A 17,008-nucleotide genomic window follows, 5' to 3' on the forward strand; every position below is an offset into this window, starting at 1 on the left:
TGGTTTTTTGGTAAAGCTAATTTTACCCCCTTGCGTATCTTCGCTACCGAAAATGAACTGATTTTTGGGGTAGGAGTTTTCCAAAGGAATTTCATTTTATTAATAAGTAGTTTAGTTAAATTTTTTTGTTGGGGTATAATCCGTGATTTTGCCGGTATTCAGGAAATCTACCCAAAATATAAAAACCGATTTACCAACCAACCAAAAAACAAAAAGGGCACTATTCGGTGCCCTTTTTCTGTATGTACTGTTTCGGTTATTCATCATCAGAGAAGCTCACCCTGTAGCTTACACCAAGTATAAAGTAATCCATGTATACGCTTTGGCCTGCGCTGTCTTGGTCAAAACGTGTAAGCCCCCTGTTATATTTCAGTTCAAAAAGCAGGTCGTTGCCATTTTCTTCAGATAGTGCCAGGCGGTAACCGCCTCCTGCAAAAACACCTGCCGTATACTCAGCATAGCTTACAAAAGCATCGTACCCACCGTTTGTGCTTGTTTTACCGCCCAGTTGCAAGTCGGCAAAGCCCCCGGCGTTTACAAAATATTTTGCCTCTTCGCCAAAGTAAAACCTCAATCCTACAGGTATAGATAAGTAAGACAGGCTTCTGTCACCGCTTTCTTTGACTGGGGTTAGTTGGCCGCTCGGTGATTCATAGATGTAGCTGTAATCGTAGCTGTATTTCCTGCGGGAGTAGTTAAGGTGCCCTAAAAAGGTAAAATTATCGGTTATGGGTTTGTCCATTGATATGCCGAGTTCCCAGGTAACGCCCGGTGTTAAGTTGTAGCCAGGGAGGTCTACCCTAACGTTTGTAAATGTACCGCCAAGGTTCATACCGTAAGTGGTTTCTTCCTGGGCAAACCCCGGAATTGATAAAAATGCCGATGCCAGCAATAAGAGTAATTTGTGTTTCATTGGTAATGGATTTTTCCTGCGCGAATATAAAGGCTTTTTGTTAAATGTTTTGGGTTTTTTAAGGTTTGGGCAAAGTGTGTTGGTGTTTTTGCGGTTTGTTAACATCTTCAGGGTTTTAAGGCCTTGCCGGAGCCAGAATGCCGTAATATTACTACACCTGCAAGGTTTTTTAACCTTGTAGGTTTTGAGATATAATCTATAAAAAAGAAAACCCGCAACAAACGCTGCGGGTTTTCCAATATGTATTTGTGTAAACTACTCTTGTTTTACACTGATAAAAAGCTCGTTAAGCTGTGCATCGGCTATGGCACTCGGTGCATCAATCATAACATCGCGGCCGCTGTTGTTCTTAGGGAAGGCGATGAAATCACGTATAGTTTCCTGTCCGCCAAGAATGGCTGTAAGCCTGTCCATACCAAAGGCAAGGCCACCGTGTGGCGGCGCACCGTACTGGAACGCATCCATAAGGAATCCGAACTGGTTTTTAGCTTCTTCTTCGCTAAAGCCAAGGTATTTAAACATAAGGCTCTGTGTGGCCTTATCGTGTATACGTATGGATCCGCCGCCTATTTCGTTACCGTTCAGCACCAGGTCATACGCATTGGCACGTACCGCGCCCGGATTGGTTTCCAGCAGGGCAATGTCTTCCGGCTTAGGCGAAGTGAACGGGTGGTGCATGGCGTGGAAACGCTCGCTTTCCTCGTCCCATTCTAAAAGTGGGAAGTCTACTACCCATAGCGGCGCGAATACCTCAGGGTTACGCAGGCCAAGGCGTGTAGCTACTTCCATGCGCAGTGCGCTAAGGCGTGCACGGGTTTTGTTGGCATCACCGCTCAGTACCAGTATAAGATCGCCCGGTTGTGCACCGGTAATTTCGGCCCACTTTTTCAGGTCGTCCTGGTCGTAGAATTTATCTACCGATGATTTTATAGAACCATCAAGCTCATATTTGGCATACACCATACCGGTAGCACCTACCTGCGGGCGTTTTACCCATTCTATAAGTTCGTCTATCTGCTTGCGGGTGTAGCTTGCAGCGCCCGGAACGGCAATACCCACTACAAGTTCGCTGCTGTTAAACACTGCAAACTCTTTGTGCTGGGCTACTGCGTTCAGTTCGCCAAACTCCATCCCGAAACGAATGTCCGGTTTGTCGTTACCGTATTTTTTCATGGCCTCGTCGTAGGTCATACGCGGGAATTTACCGGTTTCCACACCCTTAAGTTCTTTAAGGAGGTGGCTGGCAAGGCCTTCAAACATGTTGATGATGTCTTCCTGCTCCACAAAGGCCATTTCGCAGTCTATCTGCGTAAACTCCGGCTGGCGGTCGGCACGAAGGTCTTCGTCGCGGAAACATTTCACAATCTGGAAATACTTATCCATACCACCTACCATAAGCAGCTGCTTAAAGGTTTGTGGCGACTGCGGCAGGGCATAGAACTGCCCAGGGTTCATGCGGCTTGGTACTACAAAGTCGCGTGCACCTTCAGGGGTACTCTTTATAAGTACCGGGGTTTCTACCTCTACAAAGCCGTTGCCACTAAGGTAATTACGTACCTCCATAGCCACCTTGTGGCGGAACAGCAGGCTGTTCTTTACCGGGTTGCGGCGTATATCAAGGTAGCGGTATTTCATACGGATGTCCTCGCCACCGTCTGTTTCGTCTTCTATGGTAAATGGCGGTACCTGTGCTGCGTTTAGTATGGTAAGTTCTTTTACCAGTATTTCTATATCGCCGGTAGCCATGTTAGGGTTTTTGCTTTCGCGTTCTATTACGGTGCCTTTTACCTGTATAACAAACTCGCGGCCCAGGGTAGCAGCAAGGTCCTGCACGGCTTTTTCTGTACGTTGTTCGTCAAAAATAAGCTGTGTAATGCCGTAGCGGTCGCGTAGGTCTACCCAAATCATAAACCCTTTGTTACGCACTTTTTGTACCCATCCGGCTAAGGTTACTTCCTGGTTGATGTGGCTGGCACTTAGCTCACCACAATTATGGCTTCTGTACATTATAGATTGTATGTTGAATTTTCGAGTGCAAATATAGTGGTTATTTGGTTATTCGTGGATTCGGTTATTTGGTTATTCGATGTTTGTGGTTTAACGCCTCCTATCCGGCGAGTCATTACGAGCGGAGGTACGGAGCGAAGTAATCTAATTATTAAGTGCAAGGATAGAATCCAATTCAAACAACTGTTCTATTAGGAGCTTATAAATCAGAAATAATGTGGGTTTTTAAATACTTTGTCTATTTAGCTTTATTCACTTTTTACTTCATAAACCGTTACATCAAAGTTATCGCCGTTGCCAATATACCATTGGTTTAGTGTAATAATTTCAGGATAGCCGCCCGGTACAACATCGGCAATACAATAGTCTGTAAAAGGTTCTTCAATAGCTATACTAATGCTATCGTTCCCGGTTGTTACAAGTACTATGGCAAAATTGTCATATTCGCCTTCCCACTTTGCTTTTATAGTGGCGCCTGAGGTGCTTTTCAGTTCAAAGCCTGCTCCCGGTGATTTTATTTTTTCTATGAGTAATCGTCCGTCTTTAATAAAACCTGCTTTTTCGAGCCTGCTGTCCTGCATTTCGGGATTTGCAGCAAAAACCGAATCCCTTTCTTTATCGGTAAGGTAGCCGTATGTTTTCCTTGCGGAGAGTTCGTTTACTATGTTTATGGTGATGACAGGCTCACGCTTACAGGAGCAAACAAGTACCAATAGTAAGAGCAAGGGGATTTTTCTCATAAGCAGCAAGAAAGGCGATAATCTTTGGTAATGCATGTTTCTGTCCAATGGTGCTTTCAAATCCCCGCTATCGAACAGTTCTTCCGAATACACAAATCCACAAATCCACGAATAACCAAATAACCGCATCACCTATTTCGCTCCAAGTTCCTTAAACGAATCGATAATCTTATCCATGTCGCCTTCATAATCCTTTTGCTTATCGGCCAGGGTCCAGCACAGCAGTTGGTAGTAATGTTTTTTACCTTTATAGTATGCCGCTTTCCAAAAGATTTTCTGTCCCTCGGCCTCACCGGTAAAGCCACCCACGCGCGCATCCATGCCGTTTATCTTTTTTGGAGAAAGGGCTGGCTCTTTAGCCAGGTGCAGTGCTTCGGCAGTACTGCCTATCAGCAGCTTGCTGTAGCCGTCTACATCGGGGGTATATTCAGGCAGGCTTTCGTTAATCATGTTGTCCAGGGTATTGCTGGGTTCGTCTATAACAATCACGTAAAACTCCTTCAGCAGGTTTTGGTATTGTAGTGATGCATCGTCGTGCAGGCCTTTGCCCTCGCTCAGGAAAGACGGGAGTACTACGCTGTATTGGTTTTTAATTTTTACGGTTTTTGGTTCGCTGTCGCAGCCGGTAAACAGGGTTACTACAAAGGCTATAACAGCCAGGTGTTTTATTCTCATTGTTTTAAATAATTGGTTCGCCATCATAATTGTGTACTGCAAGATACTGTTTTTTGCCGGAACAGTACTTTATTTTTAACATTTACGGGCTGTGGAGTTACGCATTTCTCGCTTACATTTACACTTTATAATAAAATTCTGAAACTACTCCCGATGAAAAAAATTCTTGCCATTATGCTTATGGCTTCTGCCGCACTGCATGCACAGGCCGATAAGGTAAAATTTAAAGCTACGATACAGCATGCCAACAGCGACTCGCTGGTGATACGTTCGCGCACATTTAAGCACGTTATAAAAGGAACAAAAGGCACATTTACCGATGCTTTTTCGGTAACACCGGGCATATACCAGCTTTTTGACGGTACAGAGCAAACCAGTGTGTTCCTTACAAACGGTTTAGACCTTACCCTTACTATGGATGCTGCGCAGTTTGACGAAAGCATAGTATATAAAGGTAAAGGCGAAAAAGAAAATAACTTCCTTGCCAAACTGGGCCTTGAGATAGAAAAGATATCTGAAACCCTGGGTGGGGGCAACCCTGATGCTTACAAGGCTGCAGCTAACAAGCTTGATGCATTTGTAAAAGAAGTAGAAGGCCCGGGTTTTGATGCCGATTTTACTGCCGCCATGAAAAAAGACCTGCTAAGCAACAAGCAACAGTTGGAGCAAATGGCGGTGCAGGCAGCAGCCACTGCAAAAATGAAAGGCCAGCCTTCGCCACAGTTTGCTTATGAAAACCACAAAGGAGGCGTTACCAAACTGGCCGACCTTAAAGGTAAATACGTATATATAGACCTGTGGGCTACATGGTGTGGGCCATGCCGCCAGGAAATTCCGCACCTGCAAAAGGTGGAGGAGCATTTCCACGGTAAAAACATAGAGTTTGTAAGCATAAGCATAGACGATGCTAAAGACCATGAAAAATGGAAGAAGTTTGTAACCGACAAAAGCCTTGGTGGCGTACAGCTGATGGCCGATAAAAACTGGTCGAGTGATTTCCCGAAAGCTTTTGGTGTAAACTCTATACCACGTTTTATCCTTATAGACCCTAAAGGCAATGTGGTTGATGCCGATGCCAAAAGGCCAAGCGACCCCGGACTTACAGCACAGCTTGAAACACTGTTGAAATAATTTTTCAGACACATATAACTAAAGCCCATGCCTGTGCGTGGGCTTTTTTTAGTATTTTCACTTTGCGTCAGTCATGATGAGTCACGAAGCCATCTCATAATTAAGAACTAAAACCAATATAACCTTTTATGAAAAAACATTTTTACATTTTTCTGTTACTGGGCTTTACGGCCTTTGCGCAGGCCGGTTTTAATTTTAAAGGGACAATTACTAACAGCACGGTAGACTCTGTTGTGGTAACCGGCCTGCTGGACAAGTTCCGTCAGGTAATGCCTGTAGATAAAAGCGGAAATTTTGGTGCAGCGCTACAGGTTAAGGAGAATATTTACACCCTGCAATACGGCTTTACCAAACAGTACATTTACCTTTCTGATAAAACCAACCTTACCCTTACTGCCGATGGTGCAAAATTTTTCACTACGCTGGCTTTTGAAGGGGAGGGCGCTGCCGAAAACAAGGCGATACAAAAAATGTCTGTTGATGCGTATAACCTTAGCATCCGTTTTACCTCGAACATGGAGAGCGATAAAAAGCTGAAAAAAGATGCCGCGTCTATTATGGACTATTGGCATAAGAGCATAAGTAAATCGGGCTTTTCGGCCGATACGCAACGGTACCTTGAAGTAGCCGCAGCCATGGAAACAGAAAAGGTAGAGAAAGAAATCAGCCGCCTGGACCTTATAGCGGATATGGGAGGCAAACCCTCGCCGCAGTTCAGCTATAAAGATGTAGATGGCAATACGGTAAACCTGTCTGATTTTAAAGGTAAATTTGTGGTTATAGACATATGGGCTACCTGGTGCAAGCCCTGTGTGGCCGAGATACCATTTATGGAAAAAATAGCTAAGGAAATAAAAGGTGAGAATGTTGTATTTTTGAGCATTTCTATAGATAAGCAGGAGCAGGCAGATAAATGGAAGAAGTTTGTGGCCGATAAATCCCTTAGCGGGGTGCAGGTGATAGCCGATAACGACTGGAAGAGTGGTTTCCTTGCGGAGTATGGGGTACGTTCGGTACCGAGATTTATCATCGTGGCACCCGACGGTACGGTAGCCAACCCGAGTGCTGACAGGCCCAGCGACGGGCTGGACAAACAACTTAAAAAGTTGCTAAAGAAGCAACAGGCTAAATGATTAAAGTTACTATGAAAAAACACTTTTACATATTGCTGCTAATGGGCTTTACCGCCCTGGCACAGACCACACCAAACTTTAAAGGTACGCTTACGAACAGTAAAGGTGATTCTATTGTAATTAAGGTGGGCAAATTCAGGAAGGCCATGGCTGTAGACAAGCAGGGGCGTTTCAGTGCGAACATACAGCAGGGTATGAGGCTGTTTTCGCTGGAATATGGCGGGCAGGATATTATGATTTTCCTGTCTAATGAAACCGACCTTACCATAACTGCCGATGCTAACGAACTGGAAAAATCAATAAATTTCAGTGGGGAAGGGGCTGTGGAGAATAACTTTGTAAAACGCGTAAACCTTGATACCCGCGCTATGGAAGCCAAAATAGCCAGCCCAATCAACAGTGCCGAAACGCTAACCGGCGAAATAGATGCTATGGTAGCAGAGTGGCGTGTGCAGCTTAGGGAGAACACGCCGGCCATGTCGCGCACCAGCCTTGTAATGCTTGTAACCCAGCAATCGGCCTCCCTGAAGCTGGAGGTTATAGGCAGGGAAAAGAAAGCTGCCCTTGCAGGGAAACCTTCACCACAGTTCAGCTACAAGGATGTGAAGGGCAAAACGGTAAACCTGTCCGATTTTAAAGGTAAATACGTATATATAGATGTGTGGGCTACCTGGTGCGGCCCCTGTCGTAAGGAAATCCCATCCCTGCAAAAACTGGAAGAGCAGTTTAAGGGTAGTAAAATAGCTTTTGTAAGCGTATCTATAGACGAAGCCAAGGATGCCGAAAAATGGAAGAAAATGGTAGCCGAAAAGTCGCTTGGCGGCGTACAGGTAATGGCCGATAACGACTGGAAAAGCGAGTTTGTTACGGCCTATGGCATAGAATCTATACCGCGCTTTATAATTATAGACCCTAACGGTAATATCGTGGACTCTGATGCTTTGCGCCCCAGCGACCCTGATTTGGGTGCCCAGCTAAAAAAACTATTGGGCAAACCGTAAGTACAGTTTTCAGTCGCGGTCGCAGTTTTCAGCTTTGCGCCTTGGCGGCTTTGCGTGGAATTGTAACACGGAGTTACACGGAGGAGTCACAGAGCTGCACAGAGAAATCATAACTGTTCGAAACCTTTCATCAGCTCCGGAGGAGCGGTATATCTATAGCAAGATAAATGATTTGGTAAGCAAAGGAGTTCCGGAGGAACGGCATATAGCCGTATAAATATGCCGCTCCTCTGGAGCTCTGCTCACTCCTGTACAATGTATTGCTATAGATATGTCACCCCTCTGGGGTTTAATAACCGATAAAATTCATGTTTCGAACACTTATGCAGAGAAATCCGCACCATCGATTTTCGAGCATCAGTGAAGCTGCCCCCTTCCCTTTTTTGAAGGGTTGGGGAGGGGCCAAAAAAAAGTCCCGCCATGTGGCGGGACCCGGAATAACTATATAAAGATGAAAACATAAATTAGTGCTTGGCAGTAAAGCCGTCTTCGCTAAGCTCGCGGTGCTCGTAGTCGGCCACCATTTCGGCAGCGTAGTCAATTTTCTCTTTCTTAGAAACACGGCGGATAAGCCCGTCGAATATAGAATACACCACCGGTACTATAATCAGGGTAAGGAACAGCGAGCTTACAAGTCCGCCGATGATTACCCATGCAAGCCCGTTGTTCATCTCTGCCGCACCACCTTTGGCAAGTGCAATAGGAATCATACCTATAACCATCGCTATTGTGGTCATAAGGATAGGGCGAAGACGGGCATGGTTAGCCTGTATTAGTGCATGGTAAGTACTTTCGCCCTCCGCTTTACGGTGGTTTGTAAAGTCTACCAGTAGTATCGCGTTCTTACACACAAGCCCGATAAGCATGATGATACCCAATATGGTAAAGATGTTCAGCGAGTTGTTTGTAAGCGCCAGGGCAAGCAATGCACCAATGAACGACAGTGGTACGGCAAACAGTACCACAAACGGATACACAAAGCTGTCATACAGCGCTACCATAACAAGGTATACCAGGATAATCGCAGCAAGAAGCGCCACACCCAGCGTACCGAAACCTTCGCTCTGGTTTTCCATATCACCACCCCATACATAGCTTACACCGGCAGGGCGTTCCATTTTTTCAAATACTTTTTGCCAGTCGCCTACAACGCTACCTACAGGCCTACCTACAGTTTGTCCCTGTACGGTAACCGATGTACTCTTGTCGCGGCGTTCCAGTAAGCTTGGGCCGGATCCTTCAGTAATATTGGCAAACTGGCTCAGCTTCACCTCCTGTCCGGCAGTGTTTACAAAAGTCATGTTGCGTACGTCTTCTATGTTCATACGGTTGTACTGGCCAAAACGGATGTTGATGTCGTACTCGTACTGCCCGGCACGGAATTTACCGTCGGTATTACCGTTAAAGGCAGTCTGCATGGTTAAACCTACAGTTTGCAGGTCAAGCCCCAGTGCAGCCATCTTATCGCGGTCTACTTTTACGTCAATCTCCGGCGAACCCGCTTCAGACGTTAGCTTAACTTCCGATGCTCCCGGTATTTTCCTAAGCTCATTGGCAGCAGCCTCGGCCCATTTATAGGTAGTTTCAAAATCGTTACCTGTTACGGTAAGGGCTATCGGCGCTTCGTCGGCACCACCCATTATACTTACCGGTACGGTTTTTATCTTGGCACCTACCAGTACCTTTTGCAGTTCCAGCTTGGTCTTGGCAGCGTATACAAATGAGTTGTCTGTACGTTGTTCGGCATCTACAAGGGTTACGGTAAGCTCGCCTTTATAAGCGGTGCTTTGCGAACCTGCAAAACCTTCACTCGTTTGGCCCACTGTGGTAATGATGCTCTTCACTTCTTTTTTGCTTTGAAGGAAACGCTCTGCCTTAATCATCATAAGGTTGGTTTGTTCCAGTGAAGCATCTTTCGGAAGCTCTATCTGTACCATGAACTGGCCCCTGTCCAGCTTCGCGAAGAATTCACCACCTACATAGTTACCTGCTATCATTATAGAGGCAACAAACAGGCCGATGGCAACACCAAGGCTGGCAAGTTTTGTCTTCCAGTTTTTAAGTGCCCATGTAAGGATATCGGTTACCCAGTGTGTAAATTTATCAAGGCCTTTTTCAAAACCAAGGATGATGCGGCCGAAGATATTTTTACCGGTAATGTGCTCCAGCTTACCAAAGCGTGATGACAGCCATGGTATAAGCGTGAATGATGATACTAACGATAGTAATGTGGCTATAACCACCACCACACAGAACTGGGTGATAATGTTACTTACAAGGCCTGTACTCATGGCTATAGGCAGGAACACCACCACAATAACCAGCGTAATGGCCGCTACCGTAAACCCGATTTCGGCAGTACCGTCGTAAGCGGCACGTATACGGCTTTTGCCCATTTCCATATGGCGGTAAATGTTTTCCAGTACCACAATTGCGTCGTCCACAAGGATACCTACCACCAGTGATAAACCAAGTAAGCTCATCAGGTTAAGGGTATAGCCCATAAGGAAGATACCGATAAACGTGGCAATAAGCGATGCCGGGATAGACACCATTACAATAAGTGCATTCCTAAGCGAGTGCAGGAAGAAAAGCATTACAAATGCCACAAGTATTACCGCAAGGAACAAGTCGTGGATAACGCCTTCTGCCGCTACAAGGGTAAATTCTGAGGTGTCGTTTGCCACTTCCAGCTTCAGCCCTTCTTTGGCATAATCCGTCTGTATTTTTTCAATGATTTTGCGTACGTCCTCACTTACCTGTACCGCGTTGGCATCGGTTTGTTTGGTAATCTGTATCGCTATCGCGCTTTTACCGTCTACACGGGCTATTTTCTCGGCCTCTTTCTGGCTGTCCTGTACATCGGCTACCTGGCCCAGGCGTACCTGTATGCCGTTTTTGCTCGATATTACAAGGTTACGCATTTCCTCTACATCGCGGTATTTACCGGCAAGGCGTACAAGCATGCTGTTTTCGCGGGTTTTTACACTACCCGTAGGGAAGTCAAGGTTACTGCCCAGTACCGCCTGCTGTACCTGCGGTATACTAAGGCCGTAGCCTTTCAGCTTGTCCTGGTCCAGGTTTACCTGAATTTCACGCTCTTCACCACCTACAAGGGTTACCTGAGCCACACCGTTTACACGGCTAAGTATCGGTTCTATTTTCTTGTCAAGGAGGTCGTAGAAGGCTACTTCATCCAGCTTACTGGTAGCACCCAGGGTTACCACCGGAAGGTCGCTCAGGGAGAATTTTACCAGCGATGGCGGATCGGCATCTTCGGGTAAGTCTTTCAGTACGGCGTTTATCTTACGTTGCGCATCGTTAAGCGAGTAGTCGGCATTGGCTTCGGGCTGAAGCGTTACCATTACTACCGAAAGGCTTTCGTATGATTTAGATTCTACTTTCTTTACCATCTCCAGCGACGATACCGCATCTTCAATTTTCTTGGTTACGGTGTTTTCAATCTCGCCCGGCGAAGCACCCGGATATACGGTACTGATGGTAATAACGTTCATTTCAAACTTAGGGATAAGCTCGTAGCTCAGGCTGCTGTAGCTGTAAAGCCCTCCCAAAGTAAGTATGGTGAACAACACTATAATAAGCGTTGGCCGTTTTATGGATATTTCTGCTATTTTCATTTTTTTGAGTTTAAGCGCCCCCTAACCCCCAAAGGGGGAACTGTTCCCCCTTTGGGGGTTAGGGGGCTTTGGGCCTATTTTATAACGCTTACTTTACTGCCGTCTGCAAGGTTTATCTGCCCGCTGGTTACCACCACGTCGCCGTCGTTGATTCCTTTAAGCACCTCTACCTGGTCGCCAAAGATGCGGCCTGCCACCACTTTTGTAAGTTTGGCTACGCTGTCTTTAACTACAAATAGTTCGTTGTTACCCACACCGCCCACAAAGGCTACACGTGGCACGGTAAGTACCGATGGTTGTTTTGTACCGGCACTGTTACCAAATACTGCCGAACCGTACATACCGGCTTTAAGCTCGTTGTTAGGGTTGTTGGCTATGGTTATCTCTACAGGGAAGTTAAGCGACCCATCTGCCTTAGGGGCAATGAACGTTACCTTACCGCTGAATTTCTTGTCAGGGTATACGCTGGCAGTTACATTGATGGTACTGCCCAGTTTAAGTGAAGCAATCTGGCTTTCCGGAACGGTTACCTTTAGTTTCAGGCTGCTTACGTCTACAAGTTCAAACAGTACAGTACCCGGAGATACTACGCTGCCCGGCTCTATATTACGCTTGTTTACAATACCGTTTATGCTGCTTTTAATGCTGTTGTCGCCAAGGCTTACACGAGTTTGGTCATACTGCGCCTTTGCATTGGCAAGGGCCACTTTGGCCTGGTCCAGCTGCTGCTTGGTAACACCACCGGTTTGGAACGCACTTTCGTAGCGGGCAAGGTCGGCTTTGGCATTCTGGTAAGAAGCATTGGCGCTTTGCAACTGTATGTTCAGCTGGTCGCCTTTTACAATGGCAAGCACCTGGCCTACACGTACGCGGTCACCTTCGTCTACCAGTACCTTAACCACACGGCCGTTGTTTTCGGCAGGGAACTCCAGCTGTTGTGCCGGCTCAAAATTACCGTTAGCAGTATACTCCAGGTTTGGCACCTCGTTTTTGGCAGTGGCAATACGCACCGCAACCGAGTTGTTCTGTTTTGCCACTACGGCCGTTTCGGCTTCGTTCTTGGCTTTGTTCTTATTTAGTATATAGTATCCCAGTCCCAGTACAGCGGCTATGGCTACAACGTATATTACTTTTTTCATCTCAGGTTAATTTTTTAATGTTTCCAGTTCGCCTTTGGCCTTTATCAGCTGCACTTCGGCAAGCTTATAGTCCAGCAGGGCAGCATTATAGTTATTTTGTGCTTCTATGTACGAGTTTTCTGCATCAAGCAGGTCGGTGAGTGTGGCGAGCCCTTGCTTGTAGTTGTTTTGTGTGTTTTCCAGTACCTCTTTTGCCAGCTTGGCATTTTCTTTTTGCAGCTGTATGGTACTCAGGTTGTTTTCTATACTAACCTTTGCATTGCGGTAATCCAGGTCAAGGCTCAGTTTGGTATCTTTAATGTCCTCTTCAGTCTTGCGAAGTTCTATATCGGCCTGCCTTACCTTGGCACGGGTACCGAAACCGGTGAATATAGGTACGTGCAGGTTAAGCCCTATAGCACTGTAATCAGTCCAGTATACATCATTGCTTGGCTTTTTAAACCATGGCATTTCAGGGCCCTGGCCTATGTAGTTATACCCGGCAGTAACAGAAAGGGTAGGGTAATAGGCTGCCTGCTGTGCTTTCTTGTTGTAGTAGTACAGCTGTTTTTGTTTAAGCAATAACTGGTATTCGGTACGGTTAGTAACATCGGGGGCTTCGCTTAGCGCCAGTGGTTTTACCTGCATGTCGCTGTCCGGTAGGGTTATAGGTGTGTCTATAGGCATGCCCATGTAGAATTTCAGTGCATTTTCCTGAAGCTCTACAGCATTCTTTACCTGTGTAAGCTGCGTTTCCACATTACGAAGGTTTACGTTCATACGGTCCAGGTCTATTTTGCGTGCCAGGCCTGCATCAAACTGCCCTTTTATTACATTGCGTACCTTTTCGGTATTCTTGTACGTTTCGGTAAGGGTGTTCAGGTTTTGGCGCTGCACGTATACCTGGTAGTAGTTTGTAGCCACGCGCTCTATAACCTGTTGTTCGGTAAGCTGTGCATTTACCTGGTAGAACTCGCGGGTGCTTTTGGCTGCCTTTAGCCCTGTAAATACGCTTTGGTCAAAAAGCTTCTGGGTAAGGTTTACACCTGCTACCGAAGTCCATTTCTGGCCCAGTGGCGCAAGGATTACAGATCCGACAGGGCCGCCGAAATACTGTCCCGGAAGCGCATTAAGTTGTAAAATAGGATTGTACGTAAGGCCACCGCTTGCCGATATGTTTGGCAATGCCTGTGCACGCACCTCCTGTATCTTATACTCGCTGTTTTCTACATCCAGCTTTGCCTTGGCGGCATCGGCCTTGTTTTGCAGCGCGTAGTTTATGGCATCCTTCAGCGTTATGGCCTGCGCGGGTTTTGTCTGCGCGTGTAGGCCAAGAGCTGCCGGGAGTGCCATCAAGAGGGCTAATAGCCCCTTACGGGTGATTAAACTGCTCATTTTTTGTTGATATTTAATGATTATATTGGGTTTTCTATAATTCGTTTTCTTTCCTGCAAAACAGCAGGTCCAGTATTATCTGCTTGCGCTCTTCCAACAGGCGGTCGTAGCCTTCCTGGGTAAAGCCCATGGTTTCCTGCAACAGCGGGCGCATAGACACCGGGAACGAGCACAGCGAAATAAAATTCAGCAAAAACTGCTCTGGGCGCATCTTCGGGATATATCCTTTGTCCATTTCTACAGCTATTTGCAGGTAAAACTTATCCAGCATACGGTTCATAGTTTCCGGGTCTTTGTACACGCAGCCCTGGTTCATCTGGGTTACCATATATATTTCCAGGTAGGGGTATTCTTTGCTTTGCTGCAGGTTAAAGTCCAGGTAATCGCTTATTTTTTCACGAAGCGACCCTTCGCTGTATACAATAACCTCGGTGCGGTCCTGCTCTTTTTGCTGTGCTTCTTCAAACACTATGTTAAACAGGTTATCGCGCGAGCGGAAGTAGTAGTTTATAAGCGTACGGTTTACCCCGGCTGTATCGGCTATTTCCTGTGTGGTGGCATTAAATTTTCCTTCGCCAAAGAAAAGTTTTTTGGCGGTATCTTTTATCAGCTGTTCTGTATCAACTGCAACGGCTATATCTTCGGTTTTTTTAGCTGACATTTTAGTTTAACTTTTTTGTTTGACATTTTTGTCAATGCAAATGTATAGGTTTCCCTGAATTAGCAAATGTTAAATTTTGTTAAGAGTTTTCTTCGATTTCCTTCAGGTGGTTTTCAATTTGTTGTATGCCCTTTGGTGTACATATGGCCCTTAGGTGGTATTCCAGGTACAGCACGTGGAGTTGGTTTACCGTAAAAAGCTGTTCCGGGAAAATGCTTGTATCTTTAGTAGCCGATACCCCTGCAAAGTACATGCGCGATACAAACTCGCAGTTAATTTCCGGGCGGTACAGGCCTTCTTCTATTCCCTTCTTAAGGTTGCATGTTACGCTCTCCTGCATGCGGTCGAACTGGCGGAAGTGCATTTTCTGCGATATCTCGGGGAAAAACTTGTACATCTGGTAGATGGCCAGCCTGTAGCGGTCTTCTATGGTGCGGCGCAGGTATTTTCGTATTTCAAAGAGTTCTTCTATGGCATTTACATCAGATGCCGAAATTTTTTCAATTTCAGCAAACACAATTTGCATCAGGTTATTCAGTACCGCTTCTACCAACTCATTTTTATTGGCATAATGCTGGTAGATGGTCTTCTTGCTGATGCTCATTTCCTGGGCTATATCATCAAGCGTTACACCCTTAAAGCCGAGCGAAAGATACATCTCTTTTGCCTTTTCCAGAATCTGCTCGCTTATGTGGGGTTCATTTTCCATGGTACAAATATAGCAAGGAAACTTTAAAAACAAAAAAAGTTTCCAAAGTTTTTACATTTTTGTCAAACACGAGATGTTTAGTTGCCTATTGTAAGAATTTTCAAAATTTAAATCCCTTAATTTGCCAAACCTGCAACGTATTATAAATTTCTTTGCAGTTTACGATGTATTGTCTAACGGGCTTTGCTTTTGTCAAACCTTGCGAGGGATTGTTTCTCGCAAAGCCGCCAAGGCGCAAAGCTGAAAACTGCGACTGCGACTGAAAACTCCGGGTTCTTCTCTTCATTCCGTAGGAATGCTCTGTATACTAAAAAACATTAGCGAATAAAAACATTAAGAAACTTCTCGCTTTCTCTGTGTAGCTCTGTGCCTCCTCTGTGAAACTCCGTGTTACGTCATACACGAGTGAGCGCTGTAAACTGCGACTGCGACTGAAAACTCTTTGCAATGCTCTTAATTTTGCATAACAGTGAATTATAAACTACTTTAGCCCAAATATTCTGTAGTAATGCACCCTATAACCTATTACCAGCAGGTAGTGGCCGATTATTTTGCCAGTACCGCTGTGGAGAAAGAACCAAAAAACCTGTACGATCCCGTAAACTATATACTGTCGCTGGGCGGCAAGCGCATAAGGCCGGTACTTACCCTTATGGCTGCTGAGGTATTTGATGCCGACTGCCGCGAAGCCCTGCCGGCTGCTGTGGCTGTAGAGGTATTCCACAACTTCAGCCTGGTGCACGACGATATTATGGACGACGCGCCACTGCGCCGTGGCAACCAGACCGTACACGAAAAATGGGACATTAATACCGGTATCCTCAGCGGCGATGCCATGCTGATACTGGCCTACCAGTATTTTGAGCAATACCAGCCGGAAACCTTCCGCGACTTGGCAAAGCTGTTCAGCAAAACTGCCCTTGAGGTGTGCGAAGGCCAGCAATGGGATGTGGATTTTGAATCCCGCAACGACGTTACCGAGCCGGAGTACCTTAAAATGATAGAATACAAAACCGCAGTGCTGGTAGGTGCCGCCATGAAAATGGGCGCCATAGTAGCCAAGACATCGGAGGAGAATGCAAGCCTTATATACGACTTTGGGCGCTACCTGGGCATAGCCTTCCAGCTACAGGACGATTACCTTGATGCCTTTGGCGACCCTCTTACTTTTGGCAAACAGGTGGGGGGCGATATCATCGAGAATAAAAAAACCTACCTGTACCTTAAAGCCATAAAACAGGCCGACGATAACAGCCGCGAACGCCTGCTGCAATGGTTTGCCGCGCAACCTGAAGATGCTACAGATAAAATAGAAGACGTAAAAAACATCTTCACCGCAAGCCGTGCCGACGAAGTGACTAAAAAAGCCATAGAGGAATACACCCTGAAGGCATTTGATACCCTTGATAAAATGGATATTGCGGCAGATAAAAAAGAAGTGCTGCGCGCCTTTGGCCAAAACCTGATGAAACGCACTGTATAATGACTTACGTTCCCCCGGAAAATACCGACCTGCTGCTGAGCCAGGCTCAAAAAGAGCAGCTGTACACAAAACTTATAGAACAGCTGAACAAGGATTTTGCGCTGGCCAATGAGTCTATGGATTTAGCAGAAGGCATATCGCCCTTTGATATGAAAATGGCGGTGCAGGATAAAATCTTCCGGATGATTCACCACAAGTTTGCCGAATACCTTAACCTCCTCTATATTATAGACGTACCCGAAAAAGACGTAAAAGCCCTCAACGGCGGCGATATAGCCGAACTGGCAGAGCAGGTTACCTTCCTTATCCTGAAGCGTGAATGGCAAAAGGTGTGGTTTAGGAACAGGTATTAGTTGTTGGTTGTCAGTTGTTAGTTGTTAGTTGTTGGGAGCTTCACTCGGGCC

At 46.0% G+C, this 17,008-nt stretch carries 14 protein-coding genes; 5 read left to right on the forward strand and 9 right to left on the reverse strand.

From position 1 onward, the window contains the following. Positions 1–256 precede the first annotated feature (256 nt). The 4 genes from ACZIX4_RS07055 to ACZIX4_RS07070 all read right to left on the reverse strand — a co-directional run bounded on the left by ACZIX4_RS07055 (position 257) and on the right by ACZIX4_RS07070 (position 4,335). Entirely contained in the window at positions 257–913 is a 657-nt protein-coding gene (locus tag ACZIX4_RS07055) for an outer membrane beta-barrel protein (protein WP_463334914.1), read from the reverse strand. A 255-nt stretch (positions 914–1,168) separates the two neighbouring features. After that, positions 1,169–2,920 (reverse strand): aspartate--tRNA ligase, encoded by a 1,752-nt coding sequence (gene aspS / locus ACZIX4_RS07060; protein ID WP_463334915.1) that lies wholly within the window; start codon positions 2,918–2,920, stop codon positions 1,169–1,171. A gap of 248 nt (positions 2,921–3,168) precedes the next feature. Beyond that, on the reverse strand, positions 3,169–3,660 hold the full coding sequence (locus ACZIX4_RS07065) for a hypothetical protein (protein ID WP_463334916.1): 492 nt from the start codon (positions 3,658–3,660) through the stop codon (positions 3,169–3,171). A gap of 132 nt (positions 3,661–3,792) precedes the next feature. Next, the gene (locus ACZIX4_RS07070; RefSeq protein WP_463334917.1) at positions 3,793–4,335 is read right to left on the reverse strand and encodes a hypothetical protein; all 543 of its coding nucleotides are present in this window, start codon (positions 4,333–4,335) and stop codon (positions 3,793–3,795) included. 153 nt (positions 4,336–4,488) lie between these two features. On the opposite strand from ACZIX4_RS07070, the gene ACZIX4_RS07075 reads away from it, so the two are divergent. From ACZIX4_RS07075 to ACZIX4_RS07085, 3 genes are all read left to right on the forward strand, one after another. Then, complete coding sequence (locus ACZIX4_RS07075; RefSeq protein ID WP_463334918.1) at positions 4,489–5,466, forward strand: TlpA family protein disulfide reductase; 978 nt, start codon at positions 4,489–4,491, stop codon at positions 5,464–5,466. 128 nt (positions 5,467–5,594) lie between these two features. Next, a complete protein-coding gene (locus ACZIX4_RS07080) occupies positions 5,595–6,599 on the forward strand; it encodes a TlpA family protein disulfide reductase (RefSeq protein WP_463334919.1) in 1,005 nt (334 codons plus the stop codon). Between the two features lie 11 nt (positions 6,600–6,610). Beyond that, positions 6,611–7,600, forward strand: coding sequence for a TlpA family protein disulfide reductase (locus ACZIX4_RS07085; RefSeq protein WP_463334920.1), 990 nt, complete (start codon positions 6,611–6,613; stop codon positions 7,598–7,600). A gap of 464 nt (positions 7,601–8,064) precedes the next feature. Here the strand turns inward: ACZIX4_RS07085 and ACZIX4_RS07090 are convergent, their stop codons facing one another. The 5 genes from ACZIX4_RS07090 to ACZIX4_RS07110 form a co-directional block, all read right to left on the reverse strand. Continuing rightward, a complete protein-coding gene (locus tag ACZIX4_RS07090; RefSeq protein WP_463334921.1) occupies positions 8,065–11,238 on the reverse strand; it encodes an efflux RND transporter permease subunit in 3,174 nt (1,057 codons plus the stop codon). Between the two features lie 74 nt (positions 11,239–11,312). After that, positions 11,313–12,377, reverse strand: coding sequence for an efflux RND transporter periplasmic adaptor subunit (locus ACZIX4_RS07095; RefSeq protein ID WP_463334922.1), 1,065 nt, complete (start codon positions 12,375–12,377; stop codon positions 11,313–11,315). A 6-nt stretch (positions 12,378–12,383) separates the two neighbouring features. After that, on the reverse strand, positions 12,384–13,751 hold the full coding sequence (locus ACZIX4_RS07100; RefSeq protein WP_463334923.1) for a TolC family protein: 1,368 nt from the start codon (positions 13,749–13,751) through the stop codon (positions 12,384–12,386). A 34-nt stretch (positions 13,752–13,785) separates the two neighbouring features. Next, on the reverse strand, positions 13,786–14,412 hold the full coding sequence (locus ACZIX4_RS07105) for a TetR/AcrR family transcriptional regulator (protein ID WP_463334924.1): 627 nt from the start codon (positions 14,410–14,412) through the stop codon (positions 13,786–13,788). A gap of 79 nt (positions 14,413–14,491) precedes the next feature. Next, entirely contained in the window at positions 14,492–15,121 is a 630-nt protein-coding gene (locus ACZIX4_RS07110) for a TetR/AcrR family transcriptional regulator (protein ID WP_463334925.1), read from the reverse strand. 508 nt (positions 15,122–15,629) lie between these two features. Here ACZIX4_RS07110 and ACZIX4_RS07115 point away from each other — a divergent pair. Both ACZIX4_RS07115 and ACZIX4_RS07120 read left to right on the forward strand, forming a co-directional pair. Beyond that, on the forward strand, positions 15,630–16,604 hold the full coding sequence (locus ACZIX4_RS07115; RefSeq protein WP_463334926.1) for a polyprenyl synthetase family protein: 975 nt from the start codon (positions 15,630–15,632) through the stop codon (positions 16,602–16,604). Beyond that, entirely contained in the window at positions 16,604–16,957 is a 354-nt protein-coding gene (locus ACZIX4_RS07120; protein WP_463334927.1) for a hypothetical protein, read from the forward strand. Before ACZIX4_RS07115 ends, ACZIX4_RS07120 begins: the two co-directional genes overlap by 1 nt. The last annotated feature ends 51 nt before the right edge of the window (positions 16,958–17,008 follow it).

It is taken from the genome of Flavobacterium niveum (genome assembly GCF_055231775.1).

Bases quoted from the DNA above. Each gene is read 5' to 3' on its own strand.
- ACZIX4_RS07065 (WP_463334916.1), bottom strand. From the start codon at position 3,660: ATGAGAAAAATCCCCTTGCTCTTACTATTGGTACTTGTTTGCTCCTGT.
- ACZIX4_RS07105 (WP_463334924.1), bottom strand. From the start codon at position 14,412: ATGTCAGCTAAAAAAACCGAAGATATAGCCGTTGCAGTTGATACAGAA.
- ACZIX4_RS07120 (WP_463334927.1), top strand. From the start codon at position 16,604: ATGACTTACGTTCCCCCGGAAAATACCGACCTGCTGCTGAGCCAGGCT.
- ACZIX4_RS07085 (WP_463334920.1), top strand. From the start codon at position 6,611: ATGAAAAAACACTTTTACATATTGCTGCTAATGGGCTTTACCGCCCTG.
- ACZIX4_RS07075 (WP_463334918.1), top strand. From the start codon at position 4,489: ATGAAAAAAATTCTTGCCATTATGCTTATGGCTTCTGCCGCACTGCAT.
- ACZIX4_RS07080 (WP_463334919.1), top strand. From the start codon at position 5,595: ATGAAAAAACATTTTTACATTTTTCTGTTACTGGGCTTTACGGCCTTT.
- aspS (WP_463334915.1), bottom strand. From the start codon at position 2,920: ATGTACAGAAGCCATAATTGTGGTGAGCTAAGTGCCAGCCACATCAAC.
- ACZIX4_RS07110 (WP_463334925.1), bottom strand. From the start codon at position 15,121: ATGGAAAATGAACCCCACATAAGCGAGCAGATTCTGGAAAAGGCAAAA.
- ACZIX4_RS07115 (WP_463334926.1), top strand. From the start codon at position 15,630: ATGCACCCTATAACCTATTACCAGCAGGTAGTGGCCGATTATTTTGCC.
- ACZIX4_RS07100 (WP_463334923.1), bottom strand. From the start codon at position 13,751: ATGAGCAGTTTAATCACCCGTAAGGGGCTATTAGCCCTCTTGATGGCA.
- ACZIX4_RS07055 (WP_463334914.1), bottom strand. From the start codon at position 913: ATGAAACACAAATTACTCTTATTGCTGGCATCGGCATTTTTATCAATT.
- ACZIX4_RS07070 (WP_463334917.1), bottom strand. From the start codon at position 4,335: ATGAGAATAAAACACCTGGCTGTTATAGCCTTTGTAGTAACCCTGTTT.
- ACZIX4_RS07090 (WP_463334921.1), bottom strand. From the start codon at position 11,238: ATGAAAATAGCAGAAATATCCATAAAACGGCCAACGCTTATTATAGTG.
- ACZIX4_RS07095 (WP_463334922.1), bottom strand. From the start codon at position 12,377: ATGAAAAAAGTAATATACGTTGTAGCCATAGCCGCTGTACTGGGACTG.